The sequence below is a fragment of the Kribbella sp. CA-245084 genome (genome assembly GCF_050942355.1).
GTDB lineage: Bacteria > Actinomycetota > Actinomycetes > Propionibacteriales > Kribbellaceae > Kribbella.
On the sequence record NZ_CP192053.1, the window covers coordinates 4042410 to 4059104 of the forward strand.

Annotated in this window: 17 protein-coding genes; 9 read left to right on the plus strand and 8 right to left on the minus strand. The window is 67.6% G+C overall.

Annotated elements, in window-relative coordinates:
• Positions 1 to 31 precede the first annotated feature (31 nt).
• A complete protein-coding gene (gene uppS, locus ACQPYH_RS19385; RefSeq protein ID WP_432893173.1) occupies positions 32 to 796 on the minus strand; it encodes a polyprenyl diphosphate synthase in 765 nt (254 codons plus the stop codon).
• Positions 793 to 1869, minus strand: coding sequence for an ATP-dependent DNA ligase (locus ACQPYH_RS19390; protein ID WP_432893175.1), 1077 nt, complete (start codon positions 1867 to 1869; stop codon positions 793 to 795). The genes uppS and ACQPYH_RS19390 overlap by 4 nt, the downstream gene beginning before the upstream one ends.
• Positions 1870 to 1954: 85 nt before the next feature.
• Here ACQPYH_RS19390 and ACQPYH_RS19395 point away from each other — a divergent pair, with 85 nt between their 5' ends.
• The 6 genes from ACQPYH_RS19395 to ACQPYH_RS19420 all read left to right on the plus strand — a co-directional run bounded on the left by ACQPYH_RS19395 (position 1955) and on the right by ACQPYH_RS19420 (position 4856).
• Positions 1955 to 2692: an FHA domain-containing protein gene (locus ACQPYH_RS19395; protein WP_432893176.1), complete on the plus strand. Its 738-nt coding sequence runs from the start codon at positions 1955 to 1957 to the stop codon at positions 2690 to 2692.
• Positions 2693 to 2736: 44 nt separating this feature from the next.
• Entirely contained in the window at positions 2737 to 3036 is a 300-nt protein-coding gene (locus tag ACQPYH_RS19400; protein WP_432893178.1) for a hypothetical protein, read from the plus strand.
• A complete protein-coding gene (locus tag ACQPYH_RS19405; protein ID WP_432893180.1) occupies positions 3033 to 3503 on the plus strand; it encodes a MerR family transcriptional regulator in 471 nt (156 codons plus the stop codon). The genes ACQPYH_RS19400 and ACQPYH_RS19405 overlap by 4 nt, the downstream gene beginning before the upstream one ends.
• Complete coding sequence (locus tag ACQPYH_RS19410) at positions 3500 to 3835, plus strand: YnfA family protein (RefSeq protein ID WP_432893181.1); 336 nt, start codon at positions 3500 to 3502, stop codon at positions 3833 to 3835. Before ACQPYH_RS19405 ends, ACQPYH_RS19410 begins: the two co-directional genes overlap by 4 nt.
• Positions 3832 to 4482: a hypothetical protein gene (locus ACQPYH_RS19415; RefSeq protein WP_432893183.1), complete on the plus strand. Its 651-nt coding sequence runs from the start codon at positions 3832 to 3834 to the stop codon at positions 4480 to 4482. Before ACQPYH_RS19410 ends, ACQPYH_RS19415 begins: the two co-directional genes overlap by 4 nt.
• A gap of 119 nt (positions 4483 to 4601) precedes the next feature.
• The gene (locus tag ACQPYH_RS19420) at positions 4602 to 4856 is read left to right on the plus strand and encodes a hypothetical protein (RefSeq protein ID WP_432893184.1); all 255 of its coding nucleotides are present in this window, start codon (positions 4602 to 4604) and stop codon (positions 4854 to 4856) included.
• Here the strand turns inward: ACQPYH_RS19420 and ACQPYH_RS19425 are convergent.
• A complete protein-coding gene (locus ACQPYH_RS19425; RefSeq protein ID WP_432893185.1) occupies positions 4853 to 5605 on the minus strand; it encodes a phytanoyl-CoA dioxygenase family protein in 753 nt (250 codons plus the stop codon). The genes ACQPYH_RS19420 and ACQPYH_RS19425 overlap by 4 nt on opposite strands.
• Positions 5606 to 5713: 108 nt before the next feature.
• Here ACQPYH_RS19425 and ACQPYH_RS19430 point away from each other — a divergent pair, with 108 nt between their 5' ends.
• Positions 5714 to 6508, plus strand: coding sequence for an AraC family transcriptional regulator (locus tag ACQPYH_RS19430; RefSeq protein WP_432893188.1), 795 nt, complete (start codon positions 5714 to 5716; stop codon positions 6506 to 6508).
• Here ACQPYH_RS19430 and ACQPYH_RS19435 read toward each other — a convergent pair.
• From ACQPYH_RS19435 to ACQPYH_RS19455, 5 genes are all read right to left on the minus strand, one after another.
• Positions 6452 to 8326: an ABC transporter ATP-binding protein gene (locus ACQPYH_RS19435; RefSeq protein ID WP_432893190.1), complete on the minus strand. Its 1875-nt coding sequence runs from the start codon at positions 8324 to 8326 to the stop codon at positions 6452 to 6454. The genes ACQPYH_RS19430 and ACQPYH_RS19435 overlap by 57 nt on opposite strands.
• 1 nt (position 8327) lies before the next feature.
• Positions 8328 to 9155 (minus strand): ABC transporter permease, encoded by an 828-nt coding sequence (locus ACQPYH_RS19440; RefSeq protein WP_432893191.1) that lies wholly within the window; start codon positions 9153 to 9155, stop codon positions 8328 to 8330.
• Positions 9152 to 10147, minus strand: a complete 996-nt coding sequence (locus tag ACQPYH_RS19445; RefSeq protein WP_432893193.1) for an ABC transporter permease — start codon at positions 10145 to 10147, stop codon at positions 9152 to 9154. Before ACQPYH_RS19445 ends, ACQPYH_RS19440 begins: the two co-directional genes overlap by 4 nt.
• Before the next feature lie 4 nt (positions 10148 to 10151).
• Entirely contained in the window at positions 10152 to 11822 is a 1671-nt protein-coding gene (locus ACQPYH_RS19450; protein WP_432893195.1) for an ABC transporter substrate-binding protein, read from the minus strand.
• 79 nt (positions 11823 to 11901) lie between these two features.
• Complete coding sequence (locus ACQPYH_RS19455) at positions 11902 to 12897, minus strand: LacI family DNA-binding transcriptional regulator (protein ID WP_432893197.1); 996 nt, start codon at positions 12895 to 12897, stop codon at positions 11902 to 11904.
• Between the two features lie 132 nt (positions 12898 to 13029).
• Between ACQPYH_RS19455 and ACQPYH_RS19460 the strand changes: the two genes are divergently transcribed.
• Both ACQPYH_RS19460 and ACQPYH_RS19465 read left to right on the plus strand, forming a co-directional pair.
• Complete coding sequence (locus ACQPYH_RS19460) at positions 13030 to 15471, plus strand: beta-galactosidase (RefSeq protein ID WP_432893198.1); 2442 nt, start codon at positions 13030 to 13032, stop codon at positions 15469 to 15471.
• Positions 15468 to 16577: a Gfo/Idh/MocA family protein gene (locus ACQPYH_RS19465; RefSeq protein ID WP_432893200.1), complete on the plus strand. Its 1110-nt coding sequence runs from the start codon at positions 15468 to 15470 to the stop codon at positions 16575 to 16577. The genes ACQPYH_RS19460 and ACQPYH_RS19465 overlap by 4 nt, the downstream gene beginning before the upstream one ends.
• Positions 16578 to 16695 lie beyond the last annotated feature (118 nt).

Genomic DNA, 16695 nt, shown 5'->3' on the forward strand with positions numbered 1-16695 from the left:
TCCATAGTGCCCCGAACCGGTCCGAAAGTATTCAACTGGATCGTTGCAGTCTCCGGCGGCCGTAGGTCCTGAGCGCGCGGAGCAGATCTACCTCGCGGAACGCAGGCCAGTAGACGTCGCAGAACTCGATCTCGGAGCGAGTTGCCTGCCACAACAGGAAGTCCGACATCCGCAGCTCGCCGCTCGTCCGGATCACCAGGTCGGTGTCCGGCAGGCCCGGCACGTAGAGATGCCGGCTGATCTCCTCTTCGGTGAGCTCGTCGGCGACCTGGGCGAGTGATCGCCCGTCGGCCGCCGCGGAGTCCAGCACGGAACGGACGGCGTCGACGACCTCGAGCCTGCCGCTGTAGGCGATCGCGATGGTCAGGTCGCCCGCATCGGGCCGGTCCCGGGTTTCCTCGACAGCTTCCTTCAACGCGCGAGCCGTTGAGTCAGGCAACAAATCCAGCTGGCCCGCGACGTGCAGCCGCCAGCGGTGGTCGCGTCGTACGTGGTCCGCGAGCACGGTCTCGGTCAGGTTCATCAGGTAGTCGACCTGCTCCGCGTCGCGCTTGCGCAGGTTGCTCGGCGACGCCACCCATGCGGTCACGCAGCGGATCCCGGCGTCGGCGCACCAGTTCAGGAAGAACTCGAGATGCTCGGCGCCGAAGCGGTGACCGATGCGTACGTCGTCGTACCCCTCGCCGCGAGCCCAGCGGCGGTTGCCGTCCATCGCGATCGCGACGTGCTCCGGCATCGGCAGGCCTCTGAGTTGGCGCCGGAGCAGGCCTGTGTAGAGGCGGTAGAGGGGTTTCATCGTTGGGCGCTGGAGAGTACGTCGGCCAGGTCGAACTTCACTGGCTCCTCCAACTGCTCGTACGTGCAGGACTCCGGCGTACGGTCCGGGCGCCAGCGGACGAACTGGGCAGTGTGGCGGAAGCGGATGCCTTCCATGTGGTCGTACCGGACCTCGACGACGAGCTCCGGCCGCAGCGGGACGAAGGACAGGTCCTTGCCGGCCTGCCAGCGGCTGCCTTCGGCGTTGCGCGGCGTACGGACGCCTTCCTCCTGCTTCGCCCACGCCCACGGGTGCTCGTCGAAGGTCGTGACGAGCGGCTGCATCTCCTGGAACAGCTCCTTGCGCCGCTCGAGCGGGAACGCGCCGATCACCCCGACGCTCGCGAGCGTTCCGTCCTCGTTGTACAGCCCGAGCAGCAGCGAGCCGATCCGGTCCTCGCCGCTCTTGTGCACGCGGTAGCCCGCGACGACGCAGTCCGCCGTACGCTCCGGCTTGATCTTGAACATCGTCCGCTTGTCCGGGATGTAGGTGCCGTCGAGCGGCTTCGCGATCAGGCCGTCCAGGCCGGCGCCCTCGAACTGCTCGAACCATTGCGCGGCGGTGTCGGGATCGGCGGTCGCGGGGGTGACGTGGATCGGCGCCTGCACGCCGGCGAGCGCGTCGATCAGCGCCGTACGGCGTTCGGCGAACGGTCGCTCCATGTAGTCGTCGTCACCGAGCGCGAGCAGATCGAAAGCGACGAAGCGCGCCGGGGTCTTCTCCGACAGCATGTTCACGCGGCTCGCGGCCGGGTGGATGCGCTGCTGCAGCACCTCGAAATCGAGCCGGTCGCCGGACTCGCCGATCACGATGATCTCGCCGTCGATCGCGCAGCGCTCGGGGAGATTCGCCTTCACCGCCTCGACCAGCTCGGGGAAATACCGCGTCATCGGCTTCTCGTTCCGGCTGCCGATCTCCACCTCGTCGCCGTCGCGGAAGATGATCGACCGGAACCCGTCCCACTTCGGCTCGTAGCTCAGCTCGCCGCGCGGGATCTCCTTCACCGGCTTGGCGAGCATCGGTTTGACCGGCGGCATGACAGGCAGTCGCATTCCTGCATTCTGTCCCACCGCACCGACAGTCTCCAGCAACGCCGCTGGTGGACAGTGAACCTGGCTCCCACGGACAATGCGGTGTATGACGTCGGTACCGGTGGAGGGGACGCGTCCGTCGGACGCAGAGCGCGACCGCGCCCTCGCCGTACTGCGCGACGGCGCCGGGACGGGCCGCCTGTCCCACGACACGTTCATCCGACGGATGAATTTCGTACTGCGCGCGCAGAGCCGCGGCGAACTGGCCGACGCGATCCGCGACCTCCCACGCGCAGAACCCCGCCGCCGCGCTTGGACCCGGGCGTTCCGCGCGCGGCTGCCCCGCCTGACGGTTCAGCGCTCCGCAACCCTGAACGCACCAACGAGCGCCCATCCGCACGACCCCGCCGCGTACAGGCCTGCCGCCCACGGCGGCGCGGCTGCGACGGCGCACCCCGAGCGGGTTGCGCCGCGCGGGTCGTCCCGTGGTGCGCGGTTTGATCCGGTTGGGGTTGTTGCCTCGTGGCTCGACCGGCTTCCGCAGGTGAGCTTGGTGCGGCCGGTGGCCGCCGTACCGCTGCCCGGTCTCGCGCTTCCTGCGCCCGGGTCGCCGACGGTGCGGATCGGGCGCGGCGCCGGTGCGACGCTGCGGATGGCTGACGAGTCCGTGTCGCGGTACCACGCCGAGTTGCGGCACATCGACGAAGGGTGGATGCTCCGCGACCTCGGCTCGATGAACGGCACCACGGTCAACGATCTCCGCATCACGACGACTGTGCGCGTCCGGCCTGGTGACCGGGTCAGCTTCGGCGCGGTCGCGTACATGCTGACGTGGACCGACTGACGGGCTTGCATCCGGTACTTGGGTACAGGTTTACCGTCGATCTCATGGACGATCTGACCTGGGCCCCCGACGCCTGCACCCTGCCGACCGCCGACCGGCCGCTCCGCGTCGCGGAGTTCGACCAACTGTTCGCCGTACACCTCCGCGGTTCCGATCGCGTGGACGCGCAGACCCTCGTGCTCACCCTCGATCCCGAGTCCCGCGCGACGGTCGAGGACCTCACCGCCCGCGAGTCCGAGTGCTGCTCGTTCTTCACCTTCACGCTGACGGAGTCCGCCGGCGACCTCCACCTCCGCATCGCGGTCCCGCCGACGCAAACCGCCGTACTCGACGGACTGCTGTGAGATCGAGCGAGCTCGCCGCCGCGGCCGGCGTCAACCTCCAGACCCTGCGGTACTACGAACGCCGCGGCCTGCTCGACGAACCCGCGCGAAGCCTCGGCGGGCACCGGATGTACCCGTCGGAGGCGGTCACGACTTTGCGCGTGATCAAGGCGGCGCAGCGGCTGGGGTTCACGCTGACCGAGGTATCCGAGCTGCTCGACACCGCGCGGCACCGACACGCCCACGGCGAAGGAGCCGGTCTCCAGGCCCGCGCCCGCGAGAAGCTGACCGATGTGGAAGCCAAGATCGCGGACCTGACGGTCATCGCCGAGACCCTGCGCGCCGGCATCGCGGCCGGCTGCGACGACCTCGAGACCTGCGCCGGCAATCCCGACTGCCCCCTCCCGTTCGCCGACCTCGGCAGCGGCCCCGACGCGCGGCGTGTTCCCGCCTCCCGTCCCGCACCGGCGCCGAGCGGGCGCCCGTGACCGTCCTGCGCTCCATCCTCCTCTTCGTCCTGGCCGCCATCGCCGAGATCGGCGGCGCCTGGCTCATCTGGCAAGGCTGGCGCGAACACCGAGGCGTGTTGTGGATAGCCGCCGGAATAGTTGCCCTAGGCGCCTACGGCTTCGTAGCCACCTTCCAACCCGACCCCAACTTCGGCCGCATCCTCGCCGCCTACGGCGGCATCTTCGTAGCCGGCTCCCTCACCTGGGGAGTAGTAGTAGACCGCTTCAAACCCGACCGCTACGACCTCCTAGGCGCCGCAATCTGCCTCCTCGGAGTAGTAGTCATCATGTACGCCCCACGGAGCTCATGAACACGCTGTATCCGAAGCCGCCGCACCTGACAGTCGCGGTCTGGTCAGGCGATGACGACCGGTCGACCTTCGCTCGCGCATGTGAAGTCGCGGCCGAGTTCGGTTGTACGCCGACCGGCGCGTCGGAGGATGGGCCGGGTGTGTCGAAAGTTGGGTATCGCGGCAAGGGTTTGGGAACGGTCATCGTCGAGCACTTGTTCGGTCCGGACACGGAGGCCCACCCGGTGGCGATCTCGTTGTCGGCCGCTGCATTGGGTTGGCCCGAGGGGATGTGGACGGCGAACGACCGTAAGGCGGCGTACAAGCTGGCCGGCTGGGCGACCGACGTACTGCGGGAGCTCACCGCCCGCACCGGGGCCCTCTACGGCTCCATCGCGGTAGAAGAAACCCTGCCCACCCCGAGTGCCCTTCGCGCAGGCACGCCGATCACCAGCCTGCCCTTCCTCTCCGCCAAGCTCCCACCCGCAGCCCTGCGTACCTTCCAAGCCGCCTTCCCCCAGACCCAACCAATCGCTTGGCACCACGGCACCTTCTTCCCCGGCTGGAGACCCTTCGCCCGAGCAAACCCATCTACAGTCGACCGCACTGCACTGCGCGCAGCCTCAACCGCCCTCGGTAACGCTCTTTCACGGAGGAACCATGAGTAGTTCGGGGTCGACTGTCGTGGGTGTTCATGAGGTGCTGGCGGCGGAGCTTGTTCCGCTGGGGTTCAGGCGTCACCGGCTGGTCGGGTTCAGTGGTGTTGGCGGCGGGCCGATCTTCTTCGATGAGTGACGTCGAGGAGTTGTGGACGCGGTTGGCGGCGGGTGGGGTTTCGGCGATGGTGAAGATTGATCATGAGCGGTTTGCGGAGGGTGGGCGGGCGTGGACTCTTCTGTTGTCCGGGCCTCCGTTGGGGGAGGGGTTTGTTCGGGCGGAGGAGAGCTCGCTCGAGAGGTGTCTGAAGGTTGGCCTCGAGCGGTTGATGAAGAGGGCGGACGGGGAGTGGGGATGGGTTTCGGAGTACCTGGGTGAGGGTTAGCGGGCGGCGATGTTCTGGCCGGATTTGAGGAAGGGGTCGAAGGAGCCGTGGGGGCCTGAGCCGTCCCTGGACGGGATGATTTCGCTTGAGTATTGGGCTAGGTAGACGCGGCGGTGGTGGTCGGTTTGGTTGGGGCCGCTGCGGTGGATTACTACGCTGGAGAAGACGACGATGGAGCCGGCGGGGGCGGTCATCGGGATGCCGGGGTCGGGGCCGAAGTAGCAGACCATGTCGTTCAGTTCTGGGTCCCGGATGTGCTTGATGTAGGACTTGATGCCCGACCTTGAGTACGGGAGCAGGTAGACGGAGCCGTTCTCCTCGGTCACGTCGTCGAGGGCGATCCAGCAGGTGAGGTACGGCGCGTGGTCCTCGTGGACGTAGCCGGAGTCCTGGTGCCAGGCGAAGGCTGTGTTCGGGTCGCCGGCCTTGATCACGTACTGCTCCCAGAACAGCCACGCGTCATCGCCCAGCGTCTTCTGGCAGATCTCCGCCATCGTGTCGCTGAACAGGAACTGCCGCAGCTCAGGCCGGTCCTGGTAGATCATGCTGCTGAAGTACCGCTTGCCGCGGTGGTTGATCCCGAGCGAGTCGGTGCCCGCCGCGTCCATCGCGGCGTCGAGTTTGTCGATCGAGTACTGCGCTCCGCCGCGCAGCAGCTCGAGCTGTTCGTCGGTGAGCACACCCTCGAGCACGAAGTACCCTTCGTCGCGGAACTGGGCCAAGTGCTCGGGCGTGACCAGGTCGTTCATAGCGTCCTCCGGTGAAATTCGGCTTACCGAAACGCTAGGTCGACCGCACCCGGCAAAGAATGTCTCGCCGCGACCCGGACATGAACATTTTGGCGTAGCGTGCACCCAATGAGCGAGCGCACGATCGTCACGATCGCCGAGGGTCCGGTGACCAGGCTCGGTCAGTTGGTGCTCGCCGGCGAGGTGATCGACTCCGAGCCGATCATGTCGCCCGCGCTCCGGGTGATGGACGCCTACGTGCTGTCGGTGCTGATCGATGGCGAGGGCAACTATCGCGACGCCGACGGTCGCGCCGAGCGGATCACGGCCGGTGCACACACGCTCGTCCCACCCAGTTTCCCGCACACGTACCACACGGATCCGGGGGAGCGATGGACCGAGCTGTTCGCGGTCTTCACCGGCCCGATCTTCGACGCACTCCCGCACCTGACGGGCGACGCCGGCCCGCGCTACCCGACCCCGCAACCCTCCGTCGAAGCACTAAGAACCGTACTGCGAGCCCCGCCCAAGACCCGTCGCGCCGCCGAGCATCAACTGATGGCGCTCGCCGACTGGCTCGTCGACGTCGAGGACACCACCACGGAAGACGTCAGCATGGAGATTGTGGACGCCATGACCCGCCTCGCCGACGACCTCACCGCAAGCACAGATCTCGCCGCAATCGCCGCCGAGACCGGCCTGAGCTACGACACCTTCCGCAGAAGATTCGCAGCCCAGGTCGGTCAGACACCCGCCGCCTTCCGGAACGTACGCCGGTTGCAGGCTGCGGCAACGCTGCTACGCCTAACCGACCTCACCCACCGTGAGATCGCCCGGACCCTCGGTTTCGCCGACGAGTTCCATCTGTCACGCCGATTCCGCTCGCAGTTCGGTGTCTCCCCCCGCGACTACCGGCGTACGTGAGGCACCGGGCCGGGGGATCGCCGCGAGCAGCTTGCGGGTGTACGGATCCTTGGCCTCACCAATGACCTGCAGTGTCGGACCGCGTTCCACCATCACGCCCTCGTTGAGCACCATCACCTCGTTGGCGAGCAACCGTGCGCTCAGCAGGTCGTGGGTGATGTACAACATGGCGATCCCACGGTCGCGAACCAGCTGGTCGAGCAACGCAATGATCTCCGCGCGGATCGACACGTCCAGCATCGAGATCGGCTCGTCCGCAATCACCACCTCGGGCTCGGGTGCGAGCGCCCGCGCGATCACCACCCGCTGACGCTGACCGCCAGACAGCTGATGCGGCAGCTTGTCCAGGTACTGCGCTGCAGGCGACAACCCAACCGTCTCGAGCAGCTCAGCCGCCCGGACCCGCGCATCGGCCCCGCTCAAACCGAGGTGATTGCGCAACGGCCGGGACAGCGCATACGCCACCGTCCGCGTCGGATTGAGCGCCGAGAACGGATCCTGGAACACCAGCTGCACATGCCGCCGGTACTTCCGCAGCGCCCGCCGTCGCAGCCGGTCGACCGGCGTATCCCCGAACCAGATCGATCCGCTCGTCGGACGCTCCACACCGGTCAGCATGCGCGCGATCGTGGTCTTGCCCGAACCGCTCTGCCCGACCAGCGCGGTGACCTGCCCCGGCCGCAGCCCGAACGACACGTCGTCGACGGCCGTGGTCACGGTCGTGTCCAGCCCACGCCTGGTCCGATACACCTTGCTGATCCCGTCCACCACAAGCACCGGCTCGACATCGGCCAGCGCGGACGGGCCGGCCGCGAACACCTGATCGCGCAGCGCGGCCGGGTTGTCGAGCGCTGCCCGGCCACCGACGGACTCCTCGACGAGGATGCACCGAGCCTGACCACGCCCCGCGGGCAGCAGATCGGGGTGCACGGTCCGGCACTTGTCGACGGCGACCGGGCAGCGCGGCTGGAAGAGGCAGCCGGCATGCGACTGCGACAGGTCCGGCGGACGTCCCGGAATGAACTCGACTTCGACGATCTCGTCGCGCGGATCGGCGTACGACCCGAGCAGGCCGGCGCTGTACGGATGCAGGTGGCGCGACACCATCTCCGCGGCCGGCTGGTCCTCGACGATCTCCCCGGCGTACATCACCATCACCCGGTCGGCCAGCTCGATCACCGTGCCGAGGTCGTGGCTGATGAACAGTACGGCGAACCCGAGCCGCGCCTGCAGCACGCGCAACCGGTCGAGAATGTCCCGCTGTACGACGACATCCAGCCCGGTCGTCGGCTCGTCGAGCAGCACGAACCGCGGCTCGAGCGCCAGCGCCAGGGCGAGCGCGACCCGCTGCTTCATCCCACCCGAGAGCTCGTGCGGGAATCGACTGAGCACCGACCGGTCCAGCGAGACCATCTCGAGCAGCTCGCCCGCGCGCGCCTCCACGTCGTCGCCGAAACCATGCGCCTCGAACGTGTCGGCGAACTGCCGCCGGATGGTGATCACCGGGTTCAGCGAGTTCATGCTCGACTGGAAGACCGTGGACAGGTCGACCCAGCGCAACGACCGCAGCTCGTCCTCGCTGGTCGTCGTGACGTCCTTCCCGTCGAACACGATCGACCCGCCGGTGATCGCGGCCGGCTTGTCCAGCAACCGCAGTACGGCGTTGCCGAGCGTCGACTTGCCGCACCCGGACTCGCCGAGCAGGCCGACGAACTCACCCTCGCGCACCTCGAAGCTGACCCCGTCGACGGCCCGTACTGCGGCCGAATCGCGCGGGCTGTAGGTGACGCTCAGGTCGCGAACCTCGAGCAACGCCATGTCAGTCCTCCCTCAGATGTGGGTTGCTCAAGGCATCGATCCCGAAGTTCATCAGCGTGAACGACGTGATCAGCAGCGCCAGCACCAGACCGGGCGCGACCAGCCACGCCCACTGCCCGGTGGTCAGCGCGCCGCCGAGGCTGGCCTGGTTGAGCATCGTTCCCCAGCTGACCGTCTGCGGATCGCCGAGCCCGAGGAACGCCAGGCCCGCCTCCGCGCCGATCGCACCGAGCGCCGCGCCCATGAAGCCGACCACGATCAGCGAGATCATGTTCGGCACGATCTCGAAGGCGATGATCCGCGTGGTGCTGTCACCGGCGAACTTGGCTGCGGTGATGTAGTCCCTCGTCCGCAGGGTGATGATCTGCGCGCGTTTGATCCGGGCGCCGTACGCCCATCCCGTCACGGTGATCACGACGATGATCAGGCCGAGGCCCTTGACCGGCGCGTATCCGGCCAGCACGACCATCAACGGCAGCACCGGCACGACGAGGCCGAGGTTGATGAAGAACGACAGCACCTCATCCACCGCGCCCCGCAGGTACCCGGCGGTCAGACCGACGGCCATCGCGATCAACGTGCTCAGTACGCCGGCCACCAGCCCGACGATGAGGGACGTACGAGCGCCGTACACGAGCTGCGAGAACACGTCCTCGCCACGTGCCGTCGTACCCAGCCAATGCGCGCCGGACGGACCCGCGGAGGCCGCGAAGTCGGAGACCCGCGGACCGTACGGCGCGATCACCGGAGCGAACACCGCGATCAGGATGAACGCGGCCAGCATGATCATCCCGGTGCGACACTTGCTGTTCCGCCACAGGATCGTCATGGCGCCTCCGCCCGTCGTACGCGCGGATCCAGGAAGCCGTACGTCACATCGGCGAGGAAGTTCGCGATCAGTACGCCGATCGTCGTGAACAGGAACAGCGCCTGCATCAGCGGATAGTCCTTGTTCGACACGGCTTCCAGCAGCAGTCGACCGAGCCCGGGATAGTTGAAGATCGTCTCCACCAGCACGGTCCCGCCCAGCAGCCCGCCGAGCGCGATCGCGAACCCGGTGACGTTCGGCAGGATGGCGATCCGCGCGCCGTACGTCAGCGCGATCCGCCGCCGTGGCAATCCCTTCGCCCGAGCCAGGCGCGCGTAGTCCTCGCCGAGCGTTTGCACCATGTTGTTGCGCATACCGATGATCCAGCCGACCGGCCCGGTGATCAACAATGCCAACGCCGGCAGCACGCTGTGCTGGAACGCGTCCGAGAAGAACAGCCACGTCCAGCTCGGACTGCTGCCGCCGCCGTACCCCCCGCCGTCGGGGAACCAGTTCAGCGTGATCGCGAACACGAAGATCAGCACCAGCGCGATCCAGAAGAACGGCAGCGTGCCGACGAACGTCGAGCCGAGCGTGATCACCGAGTCGACCCGCGAGTTACGCCGGTACGCCGCCCACGCGCCGAGCAGCGTGCCGATCACGAACGACGCGATCTGCGTGACGCCGACCAGGATCAACGTCCACGGCAAGGCGGTCGCGATCATCGCGGTCACGGAGTACGGGTAGTACGAGTACGAGACGCCGAACTGCCCGTGGACGACGGCACCCAGATAGTCCCAGTACTGCGACAGCAGGTTCCCGTCCTGGGTGCCGAGCATCTTGCGGATCGCGGCCAGCTGCACCGGATTGACCGCCTGCGTGTTGCCCTGGAGCCGCGACAGCAGCGCCTGGGCGGGATCCCCCGGCTGGAGCCGGGGGATCAGGAAGTTCAGCGTCACCGCGGCCCACAATGTGGCCACGAAGAAGCCGGTCCGCCGGAGGAAGTACAGCATCGCCTCAGCTCCCGGCCGGGACCAGGTGCGTCAGCACGACCTGTCCGTTACCGCCGTCGGCGTACGGATCGTCGGCGCTCGGCCAGCCCTCGGCCTTGGTCGTGTCGTACTGGAACCACTTGGCGCCGTACCAGATCGGGATCGTCGGCACCTGGTTCATCATGATGTCGACGAGCCCGGCGACGGCCTCCTTCTGGGCCTTCTCGTCCGGCGAGACCTGCAGCGTGTGCAGCAGCTCGTCGGTCTTCGGGTCCTGCCAGCGGATCTCGTTGCTGGCCGCCTTCTTGCCGACCGGCGCGGTCCGCGCGCTGTTGAGCGGGTCGGCGAAGTTCGCGTACATGTTGCACCCGCCGCCGAAGACGCCGAACGTCATGTCGTAGTTGCCCGTGGCACGGTCCTGGTTGTTCGCGTCCGGCGTCGGCGTGTCCTTGCGTACGTCGATACCGAGCGCCTCGAGGTTCTTGATCAGGATGTCCGCGGCGGCGACCCAGTCGACGTACGAGCCGGGAACCTTGAAGCTGAACGCGATCGGCTTGCCGTCCTTGCCCAGCCGACGGCCTTTGCTGTCCTTGGTGTAGCCCGCGTCGGTCAGCGCCTTGTCGGCCGCGGCAGCGTCGTACCCGATCCGGCCGTCGTCCGCGAGACCCTGCGGCAGCCAGTCCTTCTGACCTGGTACGACGAGTCCGCTCTGGCTGGCCTGCGTCACGTACCCGAGCTGGGCCTTGTCGATGACCTGCTTGTCGTCGAAGGCCGTCGTCAGTGCCTTGCGGAAGCCGACGTCGTTGAACGGCGCCTTGGTCAGGTTCATGTACACACTGATGACGCCACCAGGCGCGTACCAGTAGTGGTGGTGCTTCGGGTCGCGGTCGACGTACGCCTTCTTGATGTCCTGCACGAACATCGCGTTGGTGTCGTACTCGCCGCGGCTCAGCTTGAGCTGCTCGACCTGCCCGCCGGCGTCGGCCTTGTTGAACCGGAGCTCGTTGACCTTGATCTTGTCGGCCTGCCAGTAGTCCGGGTTGCGCTCGACGACGAGTTGACGCGGGTTGAACGACTTCAACTTCATCGGACCGGTGCCTACCGGCGCGGTCGCGTTCACGAACGTCGTCGGGTCGGCGACCTTCGACCAGACGTGCTCCGGCACGATCTTCACGCCGCTGACCTGCGTGAACGCCGAGGCGCCGGGCTGCTTGAACGAGAACGTCACCTTGTCGTCGCCGTCAGCCTTGACCGACGACAGGAACGTCCACACCCCTTGCGTGTCGAGGACGTCGAACTTCTTCAGCATGTTGAACGTGAACTCGACGTCCTTGGCCGTGAACGGCTGCCCGTCGTTCCACTTGACCCCGTTGCGGATCGTGTAGACCAGCGTCTTCGGGTCGGACCACTGGTACGCCGTCGCGAGCCAGGGGATCGCCTTGCAGCTGTACGTCTCGACGTACATCAGGCTTTCGTAGATGTAGTCCGACGCGGCGAGCTTGGTCGCGTCGAGGTACGGGTTGTAGTTGGCCTTCGGTGTGGTGCCGCCGCCGAAGTCGCCGTAGTTCAGGAAGTCGATCATCCCGGTATCGGCGGTGGACTTCTGGGTTCCTTCGGTGCCGGTGCATCCGGTGAGTACCAATGCCGCGCTTGCCGCTATCGCAACGAACGTCGTACGCCATGGTTGCCTGGTCATCCGGGAGTCCTCCATAGGGTTGGTGGCGGTTTCCCCCTCGATCCCCGTATCCCCTCGGTGTCGCTTCAGTTCCCCAGAATCAGCTCACACCCCCGCAGCCGCAGGAGCGGCGCAGTACCAGCTCGGTCGGCAGGATCAGGTCGCCGGCGGGCTGGTCGAGCTCTTCTGTCAGCAACCGCGCGGCGGTCGCTGCCAGTTCGCGGATCGGTTGCCTCACCGTCGTCAGCGCAGGCCGCGCGAGGGACGCCATCGGCATGTCGTCGAAGCCGGTGATCGCGATGTCCTCCGGCACGCGCAACCCCCTGCCGAGCGCACTCAGCAGCAGACCGAGTGCGGTCTCGTCGTTCGCGCAGACCACGGCATCCGGCCGATCTGTTGCATCGAGCAACTGTTCCGCGGCGATCGCGCCGTCGGACTGCTGCAGGCCGACGCGGATCGGCTCGGCCGGCGGTTTACGCCGGGCCGACTTGTGCGCCGCGAGGAACGCCTGCCAGCGGGCGGTCACGTCGGGCGAGCCGTCCGGCATACCGACGAAGGCGAGGCGGCGGTAACCGTGGTCGATGAGGAGGTGCCGGGTGAGAGCCTTCATGTTGTCGTTGGCAACACTGACCGAGGCTTGAGCGGCGCCTGCCTCGCTGGCCATCACCACCACGCGGATCTGCGCCGCGACCTTCGCGATCGTTTCTGCCGAGACTGTGCCGCCGTGGATCGCCATGCCGTCGACGCGGTCGGCCAGGTCGAGGACGGTCGCGTCGGTGTCTGCGCGCGAGTGCGACGCGAGCACGAGCACGCTGTCGCCGGTCTCGAGTGCCTCGGCTTCGAAGCCCTGGATCAGCTCGGAGAAGTACGGGCCGGAAAGTCCTGGAAACACAAGGCCTAGCGCGCCGTGGCGACGCTCGGCGAGTGCTCGGCCGAAGTGGCTGGGCTTGTACCCGTGCTCCTCGATCACCCGCAGCACGCGCTCGCGGAGCTCGGGGGAGACCGGCACCGTGCCCCGCGACACCCGCGACACGGTCGCAGGAGAGACGCCGGCCATCTCGGCGACCCGGCGGAGGGTGACGCGGCTGTTGCCCATCGGCTGAACTCCCGTTACGGTTGAAACCGGTTTCATGAGACCGGTTTCACGACCATAACCACGACCGTGCCGCAGAGGCAACAGCTCGCGGCGCGGCGCCCGACCCGCGCTCGAGTTGGTGAGGACGTGCTTGTGAGGAACCCCCGATCGATACGGCTGGAACGGCGCCGGCTCCTGGTGGACGGCGTACCGAGGATCCTGATGGCCGGCGAAGTGCACTACTTCAGGCTGCGTCGGGTGGACTGGGCGGATCGCCTCGACAAGCTTCTTGCGGCCGGGTGTGATGCGGTGGCCAGCTACATGCCGTGGATCGTGCACGAGACGGCCGACGGCTTCGACCTGACCGGCTCGACCAGCGAATATCGAGACCTGATCGGCTTCTTGGAGTTGGCTGCGGAGCGGGATCTGCTGGTGATCGCTCGGCCGGGTCCGTTCGTGATGGCCGAGTTGAAGAACGAAGGGCTGCCGTTCCGGATCTATCGCGAGCATCCGGACGCCGTGCCGCGGGGGTGGGACGGCAAGCCGGCTGAGACTGCGACGCTGGACTACCTGTCGCCCGGGTACCTCTCGGATGCCGAGCGGTGGTACGCCGCGATCATGCCCGTGCTGGCGGAACGCCTTGTTTCCAAGGGTGGACCGGTGGCCGCGGTGCAGCTCGACAACGAGGTCGGGATGCTCTCGTGGGTCACGAACACGCCGGAGTTGACCGACCGGACACTGGCCGACTTAGCGGTGTGGGCTTTCCAGACGTGGGGCCGCGAGGGCAGCGTCTCGCGGTACGGCGCTGACCCCGACGATCCAGCTGGCTGGGCTGCGCAGTGGCGGGCCGGCGGGACGATCGATCGCACGGCGGCGCAGCAGTTGGCGCTGCATCATGATCTTGGGGCGCATCACCGCGACCGCTATGCGCGGTATCTGCTGCGGTTGCGGGACGTTGCTGTCGCACACGGCGTTGACGACGTACCGTTCCTGGTCAACCTGCACGGGACGTACGCCGGGCGCGGGCGGCACTTCCCGATCGGCATCAGTCAGCTGTCCAAGTCGTACGCCGGGGTGCCCCAGATGACCTCGGGCTCCGACCACTACATCGGCGAGCTCACAGTCGAGAAGGTGCCGGATCTGTATGTGATGAATGCGTTCATGGCCGCCGTACACGATGCGGACCAGCCGATCACGTCGTTGGAGTTCGAGGCTGGGACGGGGGATTACGGCGAGGATCTGAGTTCGCTGACCAGTCCGGAGACAGCGGAGCTGAAGACCCGGCTTTGCGTTGCTCAGGGCAATCGGTTGGTCAACTACTACTTGTTTGCCGGTGGCCACAATCCTCCGCTGGACGTACCCGTTGGTGATGGCAACGATCGGATCGCGTTCACCGGCGAGCGGCACGGGTTCGCGGCGCCGGTCGATCCTGAAGGGCGGTTGAGTACGACGTACGCCGGGACTGCTTCGGCTGTGCGCGCCGTGAGGGGTGTCGAGCATCTGCTCGCGGGGATGGACGAGGAGTACGACGACATCGTTCTCGGCTACGTGCCGGACCATTACCTGACGGAGTACTGCCATCCGTCTGCGGCGGTACGGCGGGACCAGGTCGGCGAGCTGGAGCGATACCGGGGGATGGGGCCGCGGGACATCCTCGCTCGTGCGCTGCTGCTCGGCGGGTACTCGTTCCGGGCGGTCGACTTGTCCGGGGCGGCGACCTCGGCCGGTGCCTCGTTGGATCCGGCCGGTCCGGTGGTCGCGCTCGCGACACCGCCGGCGCTCGGCCGGGCGATCCAAGAGCGGTTGGCTGCATTTGTCCGGGCCGGTGGCCGGTTGCTGTTGCACGGCCGCGTGCCGGTCGCAGACGACGACGGTACGCCGTGCACGGTGCTCGCGGATGAGCTCGGGGTGAAGGTCGACGACACGGTCGAGGGCACGCCGCACTACTTCCCGTCGGTACGCGCGACCAGCTGGGCCGGCGACCAGCCCGAGGTACGGGTGGGCATGCTGGAACACCTGTCCGGCAACGGTGAGGCGCTCGCGGTGGATGTTGCGGGTGGAGCGCCGGTTGCCGTGGACGTGACGGTCGCCGGGCGCGGGCGAGCTGTCATGCTGGCCTGCGACTACCCGTGTCACCTCGACTTCTGGCGGCTCCTGCTGGAGCGGCTGGGCGTGCACCGACGGATAGTTGCTGAGGGCAACACGCCTGGCTTGGTCGTCACGAGCACGGCCGACGCCGACGGTCAGCGTTTGGTGCACCTGATCAACGTCGCACCTGTCGCGCAGTCGTTCACGCTGACGGTGGGCGAGGTTGTGTTGGAGCTCCAGCTCGACGCCCGCGAGGGGCGCATCCTGCCGCTGGACGTGCACCTCGACGACGCAGTACTGCGCTGGTCGACTGCAGAACTCGACGGCCGCGGCGACGGCTCGACCGTGCTGCTCCGGCGCTCCTCGGATGCAGGGAGCGCACTGATCGAAACCACCCGGGATGTGGTTGTGGACGACGATGCGACAGCCACTCGCAGCGAGCAGGGCTGGCTCGTCACCTGGCCCTCCGACGGGGCTACCGACCGTTTGACTGTGAGGCTTTCATGACCCTGAACATCGGCGTACTCGGACTCGGCAGTGTCTTCTCCGGCCCGTACGCGAGCCTGATCACCAAACTCGAGCAGGAGGGACGCGTCCGCCTGACCGCCGGCTACGACCCCGATCCGGCCAAGCGCTCGGCGGCCGCGGAGCGGTTCGGCATCGACACGTCGTACGGCGCTCCCTCGCAGCTGCTCGCGCGTGACGACCTCGACATCGTGCTGGTCCTCACGAGCATGAACCAGCACGGCTCGCTCGCCCGCGCGGCGCTCGAAGCCGGCAAGCACGTACTCGTCGAGAAGCCGATGTCCACCTCGCTGGAGGAAGCCCGCGCGCTGCTCGACACGGCCGCGGAGGCGCCTGGGCTGCTCGTGTGCGCGCCGCACATCGTGCTGTCGCCGACGTACCAGGAGCTGCACCGGCGGGTCAGCGCCGGCGAGATCGGCGACCTCCACCTGGCCCGCGCCCGGTATGGCTGGTCCGGTCCGTGGTGGGGGCGCTGGTTCTACGAGTCCGGGGGAGGGGCGCTGTTCGACCTCGGCGTCTACAACCTCACCAGCCTGTGCGGGTTCTTCGGTCCGGTGCGGCGGGTCACCGCGATGGTCGGCACCGCCGTACCCAAGCGCGAGGTCAACGGCGAACTGGTCCCGTCCCACGCCGACGACAACGCCCACATCATCCTCGACTTCGGCCAGGCACGCTTCGCGTCGATCGCGACCGGCTTCACCATGCAGCAGTACCGCTCACCCGCGATCGAGCTGTACGGCGCAACCGGCGTACTCCAACTCCTCGGCGACGACTGGGCACCCAACGGCTTCGAGCAGTGGTCGAACGCCCGAGGCTCCTGGGAACTCTTCGGCGAACGATCCCCCCAGTGGCCCTGGACGGACGGCCTACGCCACCTCGTCGACTCCATCGAATCAGCCACCCCAACCATCACCCGCCCCGAACACGCCTACCACGCCCTAGAAGTAATGCTCGCCGCCAAACAATCCTCCACCGAAGGCCGAGTAGTAAACGTAACCAGCCCCTTCCCACCCCTCACCTACGGCCTCCCCGCCAACCGCACGCCCACTCCCAACACCCGCCCCACCCACGACCCCCGCACGCCCTGACCGGCCGGTCCCGCCCTCGCACGCCCTGACCCCGCCGGTCCGGCCCGCCAAGCTCTAAGCCGCCGGTCCCGCCCCGAACGCGTGCCGGCATACCTCCCACCCGCCCGACCGCGTGTGC